This window comes from Aerococcus sp. 150760013-2, assembly GCF_053627715.1.
Window position 1 is genome coordinate 42438 of record NZ_JBSEYI010000010.1, and the last position, 14972, is coordinate 57409.

General features: G+C 41.9%; 15 protein-coding genes. 6 read left to right on the forward strand and 9 right to left on the reverse strand.

The window, feature by feature from the left end; translation table 11 throughout:
- Positions 1–13: 13 nt before the first annotated feature.
- From ACUW85_RS06610 to ACUW85_RS06625, 4 genes are all read right to left on the reverse strand, one after another.
- The gene (locus tag ACUW85_RS06610) at positions 14–619 is read right to left on the reverse strand and encodes an NADPH-dependent FMN reductase (RefSeq protein ID WP_149314900.1); all 606 of its coding nucleotides are present in this window, start codon (positions 617–619) and stop codon (positions 14–16) included.
- Between the two features lie 289 nt (positions 620–908).
- A complete protein-coding gene (locus ACUW85_RS06615) occupies positions 909–1424 on the reverse strand; it encodes a biotin transporter BioY (RefSeq protein ID WP_149314899.1) in 516 nt (171 codons plus the stop codon).
- Positions 1425–1541: 117 nt separating this feature from the next.
- Positions 1542–2543 (reverse strand): biotin--[acetyl-CoA-carboxylase] ligase, encoded by a 1002-nt coding sequence (locus ACUW85_RS06620; RefSeq protein WP_149314898.1) that lies wholly within the window; start codon positions 2541–2543, stop codon positions 1542–1544.
- Positions 2544–2894: 351 nt separating this feature from the next.
- Positions 2895–3788: a GNAT family N-acetyltransferase gene (locus ACUW85_RS06625; RefSeq protein WP_149314897.1), complete on the reverse strand. Its 894-nt coding sequence runs from the start codon at positions 3786–3788 to the stop codon at positions 2895–2897.
- A gap of 356 nt (positions 3789–4144) precedes the next feature.
- Between ACUW85_RS06625 and ACUW85_RS06630 the strand changes: the two genes are divergently transcribed.
- From ACUW85_RS06630 to mscL, 6 genes are all read left to right on the forward strand, one after another.
- Positions 4145–4540 (forward strand): initiation-control protein YabA, encoded by a 396-nt coding sequence (locus ACUW85_RS06630; RefSeq protein WP_016897868.1) that lies wholly within the window; start codon positions 4145–4147, stop codon positions 4538–4540.
- Positions 4540–5298, forward strand: a complete 759-nt coding sequence (locus tag ACUW85_RS06635; RefSeq protein WP_149314896.1) for a tRNA1(Val) (adenine(37)-N6)-methyltransferase — start codon at positions 4540–4542, stop codon at positions 5296–5298. The genes ACUW85_RS06630 and ACUW85_RS06635 overlap by 1 nt, the downstream gene beginning before the upstream one ends.
- The gene (locus ACUW85_RS06640; protein WP_182023488.1) at positions 5288–5668 is read left to right on the forward strand and encodes a GIY-YIG nuclease family protein; all 381 of its coding nucleotides are present in this window, start codon (positions 5288–5290) and stop codon (positions 5666–5668) included. Before ACUW85_RS06635 ends, ACUW85_RS06640 begins: the two co-directional genes overlap by 11 nt.
- A gap of 4 nt (positions 5669–5672) precedes the next feature.
- A complete protein-coding gene (rsmI, locus tag ACUW85_RS06645; protein ID WP_016897865.1) occupies positions 5673–6569 on the forward strand; it encodes a 16S rRNA (cytidine(1402)-2'-O)-methyltransferase in 897 nt (298 codons plus the stop codon).
- An 8-nt stretch (positions 6570–6577) separates the two neighbouring features.
- Positions 6578–7615, forward strand: a complete 1038-nt coding sequence (locus tag ACUW85_RS06650) for a YdcF family protein (RefSeq protein ID WP_016897864.1) — start codon at positions 6578–6580, stop codon at positions 7613–7615.
- A gap of 135 nt (positions 7616–7750) precedes the next feature.
- On the forward strand, positions 7751–8143 hold the full coding sequence (mscL, locus tag ACUW85_RS06655) for a large conductance mechanosensitive channel protein MscL (protein WP_182023486.1): 393 nt from the start codon (positions 7751–7753) through the stop codon (positions 8141–8143).
- A gap of 265 nt (positions 8144–8408) precedes the next feature.
- Here the strand turns inward: mscL and ACUW85_RS06660 are convergent, their stop codons facing one another.
- From ACUW85_RS06660 to ACUW85_RS06680, 5 genes are all read right to left on the reverse strand, one after another.
- Entirely contained in the window at positions 8409–9788 is a 1380-nt protein-coding gene (locus ACUW85_RS06660) for an MmgE/PrpD family protein (RefSeq protein ID WP_182023485.1), read from the reverse strand.
- Between the two features lie 104 nt (positions 9789–9892).
- Positions 9893–10744, reverse strand: coding sequence for a phosphosulfolactate synthase (locus ACUW85_RS06665; RefSeq protein WP_003142301.1), 852 nt, complete (start codon positions 10742–10744; stop codon positions 9893–9895).
- 50 nt (positions 10745–10794) lie between these two features.
- Positions 10795–12177 (reverse strand): citrate synthase, encoded by a 1383-nt coding sequence (locus tag ACUW85_RS06670; RefSeq protein WP_182023484.1) that lies wholly within the window; start codon positions 12175–12177, stop codon positions 10795–10797.
- A 458-nt stretch (positions 12178–12635) separates the two neighbouring features.
- Positions 12636–13745: an NAD(P)/FAD-dependent oxidoreductase gene (locus ACUW85_RS06675; RefSeq protein ID WP_149256318.1), complete on the reverse strand. Its 1110-nt coding sequence runs from the start codon at positions 13743–13745 to the stop codon at positions 12636–12638.
- A gap of 87 nt (positions 13746–13832) precedes the next feature.
- Positions 13833–14918 carry an ABC transporter permease gene (locus ACUW85_RS06680; RefSeq protein ID WP_149256319.1) on the reverse strand — a complete coding sequence of 362 codons (1086 nt, stop codon included), beginning with the start codon at positions 14916–14918 and terminating at the stop codon, positions 13833–13835.
- Positions 14919–14972: the final 54 nt, after the last annotated feature.

Consider the following 14972-nt stretch of genomic DNA (forward strand, 5'->3'; position numbering starts at 1 on the left):
TGAGGTATCCTCCTTATCGAATTTCCCATGAAAAGTTTGCATCGTGACGACTAGTCAATTGTCCCTGTTCACGAAGCTGAGTCAGGATTTCAACAAAACCTGTAAATTCCGTGAAGTGGTTTTCTAGTTGAGTGACTTTTTCTGGGTAAACCAATTGGCCATCCTTATCAAAAGCTTGCCCTGAATTTGATAAATAATATTCAGTACCAGGCATCACGCGAGCTTTTAATTCAGGGGAATCTAGGATTTGGCGTAGGTGACTTTGAGCACGAGATGTTCCCAAACTTCCTAAAGACCCACCAACAATCATGACACCCTTATCCATCAGCGCTTGGTCAGTATAAGAAATCCATTCTAACAAAGCCTTCAAAGCGGCTGTAATTGAGTGGTCATATTCAGGCGTCGAAATGATGACGCCATCAGCCTCAGCAATTTTTTGAGAAATCACTTGTACAGACTCAGGTGCAACTTTGTCTTCAGGTTGGGTAAAAACAGGAACACCCTTAATTTCTACCACTTCAATCTCAGCCTGGTGGGCGAAATGATTGGCCATAAAATGCAGCAACTGACGATTGGTTGATCTGTCAGAGTTTGTACCAACAATAGCAACAAATTTCATAAATTAACCTCCAACTATTTGTGAAATATATAACGATATATATGGAATAGAAAAGCACACATTTTGTGCAGAAATATCCAAAAATCGTGAAACGTTGTTCAAAAAAGGTTTGTAACGCTTGCAAACGCACTTGTTTCTATCAACTGACATGAGTATACAACGAAAACTTTGTGAAAACAATTACAAATTCAGAGGGTTATTTTATGAGGTTGTGTAACATTCTAAAAAAACCGAGACTGTGAAGTCCCGGCTTGTAAGATGAATTGAGGGTATAAAAGAGAATACATTTCTATAGGGTTAAGCGTTTCTTCAATACTAAAGCTAAAGAAATAGCTACTACATTTTTGATGATGTCTGTTGGTAAGAAAATAATCATACCTGACATCAACGTGTCCATCCAAGAAATTGGTGAATCCAATAAGTAGTTTAAAGCCGAATACATGTAAGTTAAACCACATAGGAAGATAATCAAGTTCATACCAATCGCACGAATAGTTAAGATTTTCCAGCCGTTTTCAGCCCCAGGGTTTTGGCTGGCAAACATCATCGCCACGATGAAACCGATAATGAAACCAAATGAAGGGGAGTAAATAAAAGCACCTTTAAAAATAAATAGAAGAATAGCATTTAAAAACATAGCTACAGCCGCATATTTTCTTGGAATCAACAAACCAGTTAAGACAACTGCCATGGTTTGTAAGGTGAATGGAATCACCCCAAATGGTACGACAACATAGGAAGCGATTAAGGTAATCACGCTCATTAGTGCAGCGAGCACCCAGTAGTAAGTAGTTGATTTTGTCATAATTGTTCTCCTTTTTCAGTCAACCCAATTTCATTATAGGTTGACCAACTCTTTTAAATTTGAACGTGCGACATAATATCACACATCCAGTTGTTACTGTAGATAAAGTTTTGTCTCTCATAAGTCAGCGAATTGCTTGCTAGAGAAAGACACTTCACCAGATACAAGGGTTCGTACCTTGCCCTCTGATGTTTTGATTGAAAGGTGACCAAGATCTGTCACACCAAGGATTTTCCCGCGATAACTTTCGTGGTTTTCCGTATAGGTTACCCATTGGTCTTTTCCTAATAGATGGTCACGGTAATAATCTAGAAAAGCCAAGCTTGCTAGGTCATCATAGAAGCCCTTAAACTTAGTAATGAAGTTGGTAACTAAGTCATTTGGGTTAAAGTGATTAGGCAATTGTGGACCAAATATCGTACCCGCAACAGATTGATTTTGTGCATTCTCCTTAGCGAAGTCACCTGCCAGATTGGATCCGATCCCAAGCACCAGATGAGAAATCGTTTGAGATTCCATATCAAAAGTCGCCTCAGTTAGAATACCAGCAACCTTTTTACCATGGTAGAACAAGTCATTTACCCACTTAATCATAACATCATCGGGTAAATAGCTGGTTAAGGTTTCCGCATAAGCTGAAGCAGAAGCGATGGTCAAGGACGCAACAAGGTCATTATTCACACCCGGTGGTGGGGTCATGACGATTGAAAAATAAAGGCCTTGGCTAAGTGAAGAATAAAAGGTACGACCACGTCGACCACGACCAGCAGTTTGCTCACTGGAAATAAAAATAGCGGGGTGATCTGGATAGTCCGCTGCATGCTTACGACCAAGATCGTTGGTTGACGTAGTGGAATCTAGGTAGTAAACCTTTAATTCTGGCCATACATTTTGTAGGCCATGGGTAATCTGACCAGGGTCAATTGCCTGGTTTAGGTTTTCTAATGCATAACCATTTTTAGGGTGACGGATAATTTCATAACCATCCGTTTCTAATTGCTTCACAGCCTTCCAAATGGCATTACGAGTAACTTGGAAGTGGTCTGCCAATTCAGGGCCAGTGTGAAAATGACCTGGGTGGTCTAAAAGATAAGCAAGTAGTTTCGCTTTAACTGTCATGAAATCCGTCCTTTCTTTCTAAAATACAAGAATTAGATTAACAAGTTAAAAGTAGGTTGTCAACTAGTTTTAAAAATTGGGTGACGAATGTGTTTAAAAGGGTGACGATAGATTTCTTATTATATATCAAGAAGCCTTCGTCTTCCGATTTTCCTATCATTGACTTAAGTAAGGATGTAATCCAGGGCGTTCAGACAGGGAAAGCTAGAAGAATAGTGCCGTATCACACAAAGTGTGGCGCAAACTATTCTGAAGTTGACGCCTGTCTTCCTGGAGACCTCGACTTGCGGTGAGACCACCATCAGTCATAGTCGGGTTCGAGACTCTTTCATCTCGAAGTGATTAGACTTTTTATTCAAAATCATCTAAATCGTCAAAGTCATCGAAATCATCTGGACCTGCGTTTTCTAACATATAAGCCACGGGGTCTGCTTGGTAGGTTTGGATGTCTTCGATGATGGGGGCTTCGATTTTTCGATTTAGCCCAATTTGCATACCCTGGTCTTGGTAGCCTTGTTTTACATACATGTCATAAGGGGTATCGTCAGCATCAGCAGACAGGATAATCATTTTACCTTCAGCTAGGGCTTTATCACATACCCATTGTTGGATGAGTGAACCGATTCCTTGACGCTGGTAATCGTCTAAAACTTGGAAATTATCAATTTCATAGGCGTTTGCTAGGCGGATGATGTCTGTAATAGCGACTAATTTGTCATCTATATAGACAGCTAGCGCAGTAGTATAATTTTCCGCTAAAAACCATGGGTAATAATTTAACTTTTGTTCTGCAAATTGGCCTGAGTCATCAATAGCCTTATCAAAGACTTGGTTGAAGTCTATGTAATCTTGTTCAATAGAAGGATTTACTTCTTTTAAGACGAGACGGTCGCCGTAAGTATCTTTGGCTTTGGTTGTAGTTTTGAAGTCAGCGGGATCTAGCACCATTAACTTGGTTAGTGAAATTTCGTAGCCCACTTCACCGATTGAAGCGAATAGGTCTGGCGCTAGTGGTTGATTCATAGGTAGTACGAAGCTGTAGTAGGCGAGGTTTAAGTCATAAGCGTAATCTAGAAAATTGTCTTCTAGAATATCTAATTCTTCGGCTGTAGGGACGAAATCTAGGACTATTTTGTTGTTACTATACATGCTAGGGACCTTGCGATTACCAATGAAATAGTATAATTCGGTTTCATCGTAGGTATCAGCTAGGGTAAACATATTGTCAAAGGTAAATGCTTGCATGAGCGTGCTCCGTTCCTTGCGTAAAATTTTTTCTATATTATTGTTCCTATTTTAGCATAGCTTAGACTAATCGTTTAGGAAAATAAATCGTGCTGGCTAGGTATAACTTGCTAGCTCTTCAGTGAAAACATTATTTACTTGAGATGATTTAGCGTAATTACTAATCAAAAACCGAACAAGTGTGCTATAATTGACGCTAGTTGAAAAGGAAGTTTTCATTTAGGTTAGCCACATCATGTGGTATCATGGAGAGTGAAAAAAGCGTAGATATTGCGTTTTGACTGAAATGATCCGATAGCCAAATAGGCTTTGGCTAAACAGGTATAGGATGACTAGTAGAAAGTAGGTGTGGGAACGTGGATGAACATCATGTAGCAGAAGAAATTACTGCATTGAAGAGTGATTTGCAAGGGATGATTGAAAAAATTGATGCCATCAACGAGGAGTGGGACAAATTATTGATTTCTTCCCATAACTTGAAAATGGAAAATTTTTATTTACGTGAACGGGTGCAAGAACTAACTGAATTAAACGATAGTTTGTCGCAAAATACTGCGAAAACAGATGAACCTGCTGACGAGGATACGCCACAGGTGATGTCAAAAGCCCGTCAAAATCTTATGAATATCTACGAAGATGGCTTCCATATTTGTAATATTTCCTACGGTCAACGCCGAGGAAATGACGAACAGTGCATGTTCTGTTTAGATATTCTGTATGGTGAGCGTGCTGGTGAGGGGAATCAAGGCTAATGGAGACACCCTTATTACAAGCAGGCGAACGGTTGGATGCCTTAATTCCGCAAAATCTTGAAATTATTCAAAGTGACCTGACCTTCTCCTTTTCAGTAGACGCAATTTTATTGGCGCATTTCGCCCAGGTGTCTTCGAGTCGTGTGAAGCAGGTCATTGATTTTTGTTCGGGTAACGGGGTGATTCCTTTATTACTGTCGGCTAAAACGAGTGATAAAACCCAGATTCATGGGATTGAAATTCAACCTCAAGTAGCAGACATGGCCAAGCGATCGATGGTACATAATGACTTAGCGGACAAAATTATGGTTCACCAGATGGATTTAAAATCGGTTCGTGACCATTTTAAAAAGGATTCTGTAGATGTCGTGACTTGTAATCCGCCTTATTTCAAGAAATACGATGAATCTAAGGTCAATTTATTGGATGCTAAAACCTTGGCCCGCCATGAAGTGGCGATGACAGCGGAAGACATTTTCCAGCAGGCTCAGTTTGTCCTACGTAACCGTGGTAAATTATATATTGTCCATAGACCTGAGCGGTTGAGTGAGTTGATTGTTTTAGGTAACCAATACCATTTGACTTTGAAACGGCTGCAATTTATCTATCCGAAACCAGGTAAAGAAGCGAAAACCATTTTGCTAGAATTCATGAAAGATGGCCATGATAAGGGTTTGCGGGTCTTGCCACCTTTCTACACACAAACCTTGTCAGACGAGTATACACCAGAAATGAGACAGTTAATTTATGGCGAATAAGTCAGAAAAATGGCACTATTTCTACGTGCTAGCTTGCAGTGATAATACGCTATACACAGGATATACGACTGATCCTGATCGTCGGGAAATGGTTCATAACCAAGGTAAGGGGGCCAAGTATACTCAGGCAGCTAGGCGTCGGCCCGTTCATATGGTTTACAGCAAGCCCTTTACCTCCAAGTCGCGGGCCATGTCTGCGGAGTATCGGTTTAAACAGTTGACCCGGCGTCAAAAGGAGGCCTTCCTTAGTGATAAGGGGGCCAAGTGGGTTTGGCCCCCGAGTGCGTGGGCGGACCGGGTGGCTGACAGCTTAGAGGGCAGTTTACCCTTTTTGCCGGAGGAAGAAAAAGCAGTTAAAGATGAGGAGTGAGGGCATGGTTCAGGTACAACATTCATTTACGAAGCAGGAGAATGAAGGGTTTGGGACCTTGTATTTGGTGCCGACGCCGATTGGTAATTTGGAGGATATGACTTTCCGTGCGGTCAATACCTTGAAATCGGTGGATATGATTTTGGCGGAGGATACGCGAAATACGCAGAAGTTGCTCAACCATTTTGAGGTGACGACGGGGCAAATGTCCTACCACCAACATAATAGTCAAACGCGGATACCACAAATTTTGGCTATGCTAAAAGAAGGGCAGAGTTTAGCTCAGGTATCAGATGCAGGGATGCCAGCGATTTCTGATCCGGGATTTGAGTTGGCGCAAGCAGCTATTGCAGAAGGGATTCGGGTTGTGCCGCTGCCGGGTGCTAATGCGGCCTTAACTGGGCTAGTGGCTTCAGGTTTGGATACTGACCAGTTTGCTTTTATTGGATTTTTACCGCGTAAGAAGTCTGAGAAAAAGGCTTTCTTGGATGGATTGGTGAATTTTCCCTACACGATGATGTTTTATGAATCGCCTTACCGCTTGGTGCAAACCCTTGAGGATTGTCGAGATGCCTTCGGTCCTGACCGGCCTGCGGTGGTGGTCCGGGAGTTGACTAAGAAGTTTGAAGAGTTTAACCGAGGCAGCCTGGATGATTTGGCTGTGCATTTTGACCAAAATGGGCCGATTAAAGGGGAAATTTGCTTCTATATTGCGGGTAATGATGCGCCAGTGACTGAGGCGACGATGTTGCAGGATGCTTTAGAGGAAATGACCTTGAAAGACCAGGTGGACTGGTGGATGGGGCAAAAAGACTTGTCGACAAAGGATGCCATTAAACAAGTGGCTAAGCAAACGGGCGTGAATAAGCGGGACGTGTACGCGGCTTACCACGAAATCTAGGAGGCTTTATGATTCCATATCTCATAGCGCTGACATGTTTTCTTGTTGGCATCGTCATTTTAGTGATTGCGCCCAGGAATTTGGTGGATAATTTCCTGTTTTTAGCGGGCTTTATTATTTTATTTTTCGCAATTTTAAATGATCCGACTTTTAACAACCATCCCTTCTTCCAGCATGTCTTTTATTGGTTGGACAGGTATGTCCGGTTATTAGCGCCTTTATTTACCATGATTTTTGGAGTTGGGATGATTTCCTATGCTTTGAAAGTCTACCGGGTTGAAAAGTCGAAATTGCAGTTGACGGTAGGTTTACTATTGGCTGCTGTATTGATTGGCGGAACTGTCTTCCAATATGTTGCCAGTTTCTTCTACTCGACCCTTTTTCACCAGGAAGTGGTACGGGTCTTCCAGTTTGCGATGGCCTATTTCGTGCTCGCTTTCGTCAATTATTTGGTGGTGACCTTGCGATTGACCTTGTTGGAGGATGAAGGCCAGCAGGATTTTGTGGTGATTTTGGGGGAGCAGCTGTCTAAGAACGGGGAACCTTCGGGTGTTTTGGAGAGTCGGTTGGATATGGCGGTGGATTACATTGAACGGCAACAGTTCCAATTTCAATCGGTGCCGCGGATTATCGTGAGCGGCACGTCGACTGGGGCGGAGTCGCAAGTGAGCGAGGCGCGGATTATGGCCGATTATTTGGTGGACCACGGGGTGCCGCCTGAGATGATTTTGCTTGAGGACCAGGCGCGAAATACCCATGAGAATTTTATTTATGCAAAAGGGATTATGCAGGCGAATGTGAAGCAGTTGAAAACGACGAAAGCGGTCTTTGTGACGTCGTCTTACCATTTATACCGCAGTCAGTTGTACGCCAATATGGAGGGCTTGTACCAGATGTCTGGTGTGGGTGCGCAGGCGACGATGATGGAGCAGATTTTAAATTGGGTGCGGGAGTTTGTCGCCATTATTTTCATGCACCGGAAGCTGCATTTGGCGGTTTCTTGTTTGATGGTTGGTTTAGGGGTCATCAATTTCGTGCATTTTTAATACAATATTGAAATATTTAGCTTGAAATTGTACTTTTTTGTATGGTATTAGGCTATTTTTTTTACAAAAAATGAGAGATATGGTTTAATAAATTATGTATTATTAATCATATTTTATTTAGGGGAGGAAACAAAAATGTTAAAAGAATTCCGCGATTTTATCGCTAAAGGTAACGTTTTAGATATGGCAATCGGGGTTGTAATGGCGACTGCTTTTACTACTATCGTGAACTCATTAGTAAATGATATTATTATGCCATTTGTTGGATTGTTTTTGGGGTCAACAGACTTTACATCTATCACAGTTCAGTTAGGATCAGCTGTATTAACTGTAGGTAACTTCATCCAAGCAGTGATCACATTCTTAATTATCGCATTGGTATTATTCTTCGTCATGAAAGCTGTAGCATCATTGAAGAGCCAATTCGAAGAAGATGGTGTTGAAGACGACGAAGTAGCACTTGTTGATAGCCAAGAATTACTATTAACAGAAATCCGTGACTTATTAAAAGAACAAAATAATAATTAAGGTGTGAGCTTTGGCGTTTAGGCAGGTAGCACTGGAAGGAATATGCCGTAGCAAGTTTACTTGCTGCAAATATTCCTGAAGTGAACACCTGACTGCCAAAGCGAGTCCGATTTTAGGATGCGAGATCCTCGAGCTCGACTATAAGGTGTGAGCCCGATTTAGGCTCCGTCCTTTAATCTACCTTCATCTATTTTGAATAAAGTAAAAGGCCTAGCTGAGTATGTAAGTATACTCAGCTAGGCCTTTTTTAGTTGGCATAATGTACTTATTTGACTTTCACTTGTCCTAGTAAGTCAGTTAAGATGCTGATATCAACGTTTTCGATATCTTTGATGGTAGCAGCAATCTTATCTGCTAGGTCAGCATCGATTTTACTTGTAAGGCCCTTGTATTTTTCCATTAAGACGTCCCAATCGGCAGGGTGGGTGTTGAAGCCGTGGTAGTCATTTTTCTCAATTTCAAATACTTGGCCGTCGTTGGTTTCTAGTTCAATACGGCAAGCCATTTCTGCTGGGAAACGGTCGCTATATGCTTGAACTGGTTCAACATGGACTTTATGTAAGAGGCCTTGAACGTCTGAACTAGTAATCCGGGCTGGTTCGTATTGGTCAGGCATGACTTGTCCGTCTAAGTAGGCGACAGCTAGCATGTAAGGTAGTGAATGATCTGCTTCCTCTTTGAATTGGATGTTCTTTTTGCCACCTTCCTCGCCACCCCCGATAATATTGAAGGCTACGTCAAAAGTGTACAAGCGAATTTCCTTAATGTCATCAGCGGCGATATTTTCTGCGTCTTTCAATTCTAACAAACCTTCAATAGAAGATTGGGAATGAATTTCAGCATTGTAGCGTTTGGTGATGGTTTTGGTTACTCGGTTTAAATCTTCTTTCGACCAGTCGATATCAAATTTACCAGCAATCGAATCCATGAATCCTTTGTTTCCTTCAAATACTTCTTTAGGTCCAGTAATGCCGTAGCTAGCGAGTAAAGTCGCATGCATGGCACCCATGGCCGTGTTTGGATAAGCTAACCCTTTCCAGTGAGATAGGGCACCGGTTCTAGTCACCCGCAATGAATTGTAGCCTGTACCTGCAATGGCAATCGCATTTGCGGTCTTATCAGCGTCTAATTTCAAGGCAGCGGCCGCACCTGCAGCGGCACCGTAACTTCCTTGTACGGTATGATCAAAACCATGGTCACGTACGGGAGCAACGTCAGATAAGCGAGCTTGGACTTGGTAGGCGATGCCTAAGCCAAGTAAGAAGTCTTTCCCACTACCACCAGCGTATTCAGTGGCGGCTAATACTGGGGCAATATTGTCAGATGGGTGGCAGGTTTCGTTTTTCGCTAGGTATGAATCGTTGTAGTCTAAATAACGGATAGCTGCCCCGTTATAAAAGGTTGCGTAGTCAGGACTGGATTTACCGCCACCAAGTAAGGTTACTAGTGGGGCGCCACCTAAATCTTCTGTCATCGTGCGGATATCTTTCACGGGTTGGCCTTCTAAGGCACCGATCCCGACTCCGATACTATCTAAGAGACGTAATTTTAATACTTTAATGGCTTCATCTGATAAGTCATCATAGCTACGGCTTTCTACCCAGCTTGCAAGTTGTTGAACCAATGTTTGTTTATCGTTTGACATCTACTCGACCTCCGATATTTTATTCAGTCTATTTTCTTTATAGATATATAAGGAGGATATGGTCAAAAACGCATACCCCCTATAGTTGATGTTTATATGACTACTTAGTTTTTACCGTCGTTTAAGGTAATTACACGGCCGAATAACTCGTTGTTACCCCAGATACCGCGACGAATACCTTCTAATTGTACGATTTGACTATGGTCAACGAACAAGTTCACGTCTGGACCGTAGTTTTTAATGTACCAAGAGAATACATCCGGATCAGCTGCTTCAAACATGACTTTTTCAGTACCTAATTCTGAAGCGAAACGGGTAGCAATTTCTGTTCTCCAGCTAGCCACACTTTCAGTGATTCCTTCAGACTCGATCATCAACATGTAAGCCCCAGCTTCTAAACAACGTTTACCTACTTCAATCGCTTGAGCGGGATCAAGTAGACCGGCTGCTTCATTTTGTTCGATTGTGTTGGTACCACCTGAACCAAATTGCACACCGATTTCTGGTTTGGCTAATAGACCTGCATCTTGCACGCGTTCTACTAAACGGACAATGTCATCAGTTGGCATGGTAATAAAGCCTGTAGAGATTTCAATGATGTCAAAACCAACACGTTTACATTCGCTAATGTAGTAGTCTACCGCTTCGATTCCTTGTGTTAAAACATATTCCATGAATCCACCTGTAGATACTTTGACACCATATTCATGCGCCAAGTCTAAAATTTTAATCAATTCTTCTTCAGGCATTAAAGTGAAAGACCCACCAGCAAATTTCAAGATATCTACATGTTCACCCATTGTTTCTAACACATCGCGTAAGTAGCGTTCACCCATAACCGTATAGTATGGTCCACGGATTTCTGTAATCCCGCGTGTACGTGGTTTTGCTTGACGGTTGTTATGTTTAATTTTAGCAAATGCTTCTTTGTTGTTTAGATCAGTGTTGTTTCCCATAGTAATCACTTTCCCTTTCGTAAACCAGAGTGTCTGTTGTTATTTGATCGTTACTTGATAGCTAATTGACTGTGTTTGCTTTGCCTATCTTCCATGGCAAGGTAGGCCTTGTTTTCGGAAATGTTGACATAAGCTGGGCGGATAATTTTCGGGTCTTGAATTTGTTCCAAACGATGGGCGCACCAACCGGCAGTTCGTGCGACGGCAAAGATTGGGGTATAGAGGTCTGGACTCAGTCCAAGCATTCTATAAACAAGGCCCGTGTATAAATCGACGTTGGCACAAATTTCACTGCCAGGACGCTTTTCGTTGATGAGGTCTTTGGTGATGGCTTCGATGTTACTTAGGAGGTTGAAGTCATCGCAATAGCCTTTTTCAATGGCCATTTCTTTCGCCTTATCTTTCAGCAAAACAGCTCGTGGGTCTGACTTTGTATATACTGCATGCCCCATACCGTAGATGAGACCTGACTGGTCAAAGGCTTGCTTATTTAAGATGTCACGTAAGTATTTTTCAACTTGGTCCTCATCCGTCCAATCAGCCGTTGTGGCTTTTAAATCTTGCACCATGGCTTCTACCATCGAATTGGCGCCACCGTGTTTTGACCCTTTAAGCGAACTTAAGGCTGTTGAAATGGTTGAATAAGTATCCGTTCCTGTTGAAGACACTACGTGAGTAGCGAAGGTTGAATTGTTCCCGCCGCCGTGTTCCGCATGGATAATCAAACATAGGTCTAATAACTTGGCTTCCTCATCTGTAAATGTCGCGTCTGGACGAATAAGATGAAGGATTGTTTCAGCTGTGGACATATTCGGCTCCAGGTGATGCAAGATAAGAGACGCATCATCGTAGTAATACTTCTTACCTATGTAGGAATAGGCAAGTATGAGTGGCATCTTCGCAATGATGGAAATGACTTGGGAGATTTGGTTTTCAAAATCACGATCTTCCGCCTTATCATCAAAGGAATAAAGTGCCAATAATACCCGCTGCATATTATTCATTACGTTTTGAGATGGTGAATTAATAATGAAATTTTCAATGAAGCTATCGGGGAGTTTTCGATTCTCCTCCAGCAATTCATCAAAAGCAGCCATTTCTCCTTTAGTTGGTAAACTGCCAGAGAGCAATAGGTAGATGGTTTCCTCATAGCCGAACTTATCTTCTTTAAAATAATTCTCTACTAAGTCTGTCAATCGAATTCCCCGATAACGGAGTTCCCCTTCTGTCGGAATTATTTTATTATCTAGCATTTTATATCCTGAAACTGAAGCAATCCCTGACACCCCAACTAATACACCTGTACCATCGTCATTCCGTAGACCGTGTTTCAAGTCATAGGTAGAATAATGGTCAGGAGAGATAGTTGTGTTATCTTTTACTACATCAACAAATTGACGTCCAAACTCTCTATTATCAAAACCGATAGACAAGATATACCGCACCCTTTCTTTAATTTTAATAAAACATGCAAAACAAAAACCCTGTAGAAAACGCTACAAGTCAGTTTTGATAACTGTATCCTAGTCACTTTATATTTGAATGTCAACCACTATTTTAAGAATGAGATGAGAGTGAATCTCATCTTTTTCTTATTTCACAAGGGTTTGCGCCGTGTAAAATAATTTAAAAATATTTTCAAAAAAGTAACATGACAGAAAAATACCTCACATGATTTTCTCATCAATGTGAGATTTTCTCCGCAAACCATGTGAGATTTGTAAGAAAAGACACAGAACTGGAAGAGGTGGAAAAATAATTTAAAAGTTATGCAAATTAAGTGTGCAAATAAATATAAATGAACACCAAAAAAAGCCCTTGCTGATTCATTTGATGCAGCAAGGACTGTGTATTGCATTGGTTATTTGAAATGATTTGAAAGACTTTCCTACTATTGGACACGCTTTTGGATATAATTTTCAACGGCATAGTCGCTAGGATCAAGCAAGGTTTCCTCATTATTGATTAAGCGACTCATCTCTCTAGCAATCAAAGGGCCGGTGGTTAAACCGGATGAACCCAAGCCGGATGCCACATAAACATTTGGCCGGTCAGGCAATGGTCCATAGAAGGGCGCATAGTCAGAGGTATAAGCCCGGCTACCGATTTTATAGTCAGTGACTGGATAGTTAGCCAATTCAGGGACCAGTTGATAGATTGTGGAAAAGATATCCACTAATTGGCTTGGGTCTGTGGACAAATCAAAGCCTTGATCGTCTTCATGACTAGCGCCCACAAAGATTTTCCCGTCTAAATGAGGTATGAAATCACCTTCACCTTCAGGCATAATCAGGGGTAATGCTTGGGTATTCCAGTCGGTTTCAAACACTGCCAGTTGGCCTTTTTGAGGGCGGACATCTACTTGATAGCCCAGTGGGTCAAGGACCTGACCCAACCAAGCACCAGTCGCTAAAACCACGGTATCATAGACTTCTTGGTCATTTTTCACCATAACTTTACCATCATCTAAGAAAGTTAAATCAGCCCGAACATTCACAACTTTTAGATTTTCCCCCTTAGCTGCGGTAATTAAATCCTGACATAAATCATGACCGTCTACTACCGCACCGCCATCCGTTTCAATCAGGTCGTTGTCATAGTGAAAATGGGGAAATCGAGCCTGTTGATAAGTTGGGGATAACTTGTTAATTTCTTGGATTAAAGGTGCTTCTCCTTGTCGTTTTTCAGCAACCGCCATCAAATCATCAATCAGTTTGGGCTTCTTCTTCAACAACCAAGTCGTTTTTTGTTGATAAGCCTGGGTCACTATCCCAGCGTCCGCCAAATCTTTCAATAAGTCTCGGTAAAAATGGGCCCCACCATTGGCTAGGCGGTACCAGGGTTTATTGCGACGTTTAGAGAACCAGGGGCAGATAATGCCGGCCGCCGCTTTAGTAGCTTGTCCAATTCCGTCGTCATATAGGGTTACATCATGGTCTTTGGTTAAATAAAAGGCAGCGGTCGATCCAAGGATCCCGCCACCTATTACTGCTATCTTCACTTAGTTAGCTCCTTACTATATATCGGTACAATGTATCAGTACTATTAATCAGTACCAATATCAGCGAATTTCATCTTTTGCTAGCCCTTATTTTTTACGGCGCTGACTGGTTTTGCCAGATTCGCTATTTTTCTTGTTGTCTTTATCTGCCTTATCGCTGTAACCATCACGTTCTTGACGGTCTTGCATTTCCCGGTAAGTCTTTCGGTTAATAATCGGCCGTTTTAACATGATAGTATTCCACAAGTTATTTAAACGCATGGGTTCATCAGAGACAGCTGGTTTTTCCTCATTATTACTATCAGGTGTTTGGTCTAATTCCCGAACTGGGGTTAAATCCTTATCTTCATTCCCTGGTTGGCCTGTTAAATAGGCTCCTAAAGTTGGTGAATAGGTGTCGTCATCACTTAAAGTCGACTGAGCCGCTCGGTTTGAAATCCATAAGTCTACCTTGTCGCCCACATTGAAGTAAGAGACCAAGAAGTAGTATCCCATAGCGATAATGGCAATGGCCCATACCAACCAGACTGGTAGGTTAATCTGCGCTACCCGGTATGAATGAATAATGTAGGGTAGGGTGAAAACCAGTGCGGCAGAAAAGATGCCGGCCAATAAATATAAGACATTAAAGCCCTGATACCACTTGCGGCCAAAGGCAGTATTGCGGCTGAAAGTCACCCAGAAGAAAATGGCTGTGAAAATCACGAAAACCTGTAGGGGCAATCCTAAAATCGATACCGCAACGGGCATCTGGATAGCAGAAGCAAAGTCACCCCACCAAGCAAAGCCGGCAATAAACATATAAGTAGCATAAATGGTTAAAGTTAAAACTACAAATGATAGAACAGCTGGTACATACTTAGCTAAATTAAAATCATATCGTTCAATATTCAAGCGACGCAGGGTCAACTTACAATAATCCTCCCCCGACATCCCTAGCACTTCCTCAGCTGAAATTTGTCGCAGTTCCGCTACCTGCAATCGGTCCACCAATTTCGATAACTCCTGATAAATCGCAGGTTGCGCCGGACCACTCGTTAGAAAATACCCCTCACAATCCTGGAAGAAGGACCGCATATCCGCCGACAAGGCGCTGGCTTTTTGATGTGTTTCCGCCCGCAAAGATTGCATCTGGTTGACACTCGCATCTGTATTATATCTTCGTTGTGCCATTGTATACACTCCTTATTATTACACTTGGTACATTTTTTTAGAAAAAGGGTTAAA

Bases quoted from the DNA above. Each gene is read 5' to 3' on its own strand.
- ACUW85_RS06610 (WP_149314900.1), bottom strand. From the start codon at position 619: ATGAAATTTGTTGCTATTGTTGGTACAAACTCTGACAGATCAACCAAT.
- ACUW85_RS06615 (WP_149314899.1), bottom strand. From the start codon at position 1,424: ATGACAAAATCAACTACTTACTACTGGGTGCTCGCTGCACTAATGAGC.
- ACUW85_RS06620 (WP_149314898.1), bottom strand. From the start codon at position 2,543: ATGACAGTTAAAGCGAAACTACTTGCTTATCTTTTAGACCACCCAGGT.
- ACUW85_RS06625 (WP_149314897.1), bottom strand. From the start codon at position 3,788: ATGCAAGCATTTACCTTTGACAATATGTTTACCCTAGCTGATACCTAC.
- ACUW85_RS06635 (WP_149314896.1), top strand. From the start codon at position 4,540: ATGGAGACACCCTTATTACAAGCAGGCGAACGGTTGGATGCCTTAATT.
- ACUW85_RS06640 (WP_182023488.1), top strand. From the start codon at position 5,288: ATGGCGAATAAGTCAGAAAAATGGCACTATTTCTACGTGCTAGCTTGC.
- rsmI (WP_016897865.1), top strand. From the start codon at position 5,673: ATGGTTCAGGTACAACATTCATTTACGAAGCAGGAGAATGAAGGGTTT.
- ACUW85_RS06650 (WP_016897864.1), top strand. From the start codon at position 6,578: ATGATTCCATATCTCATAGCGCTGACATGTTTTCTTGTTGGCATCGTC.
- mscL (WP_182023486.1), top strand. From the start codon at position 7,751: ATGTTAAAAGAATTCCGCGATTTTATCGCTAAAGGTAACGTTTTAGAT.
- ACUW85_RS06660 (WP_182023485.1), bottom strand. From the start codon at position 9,788: ATGTCAAACGATAAACAAACATTGGTTCAACAACTTGCAAGCTGGGTA.
- ACUW85_RS06665 (WP_003142301.1), bottom strand. From the start codon at position 10,744: ATGGGAAACAACACTGATCTAAACAACAAAGAAGCATTTGCTAAAATT.
- ACUW85_RS06680 (WP_149256319.1), bottom strand. From the start codon at position 14,918: ATGGCACAACGAAGATATAATACAGATGCGAGTGTCAACCAGATGCAA.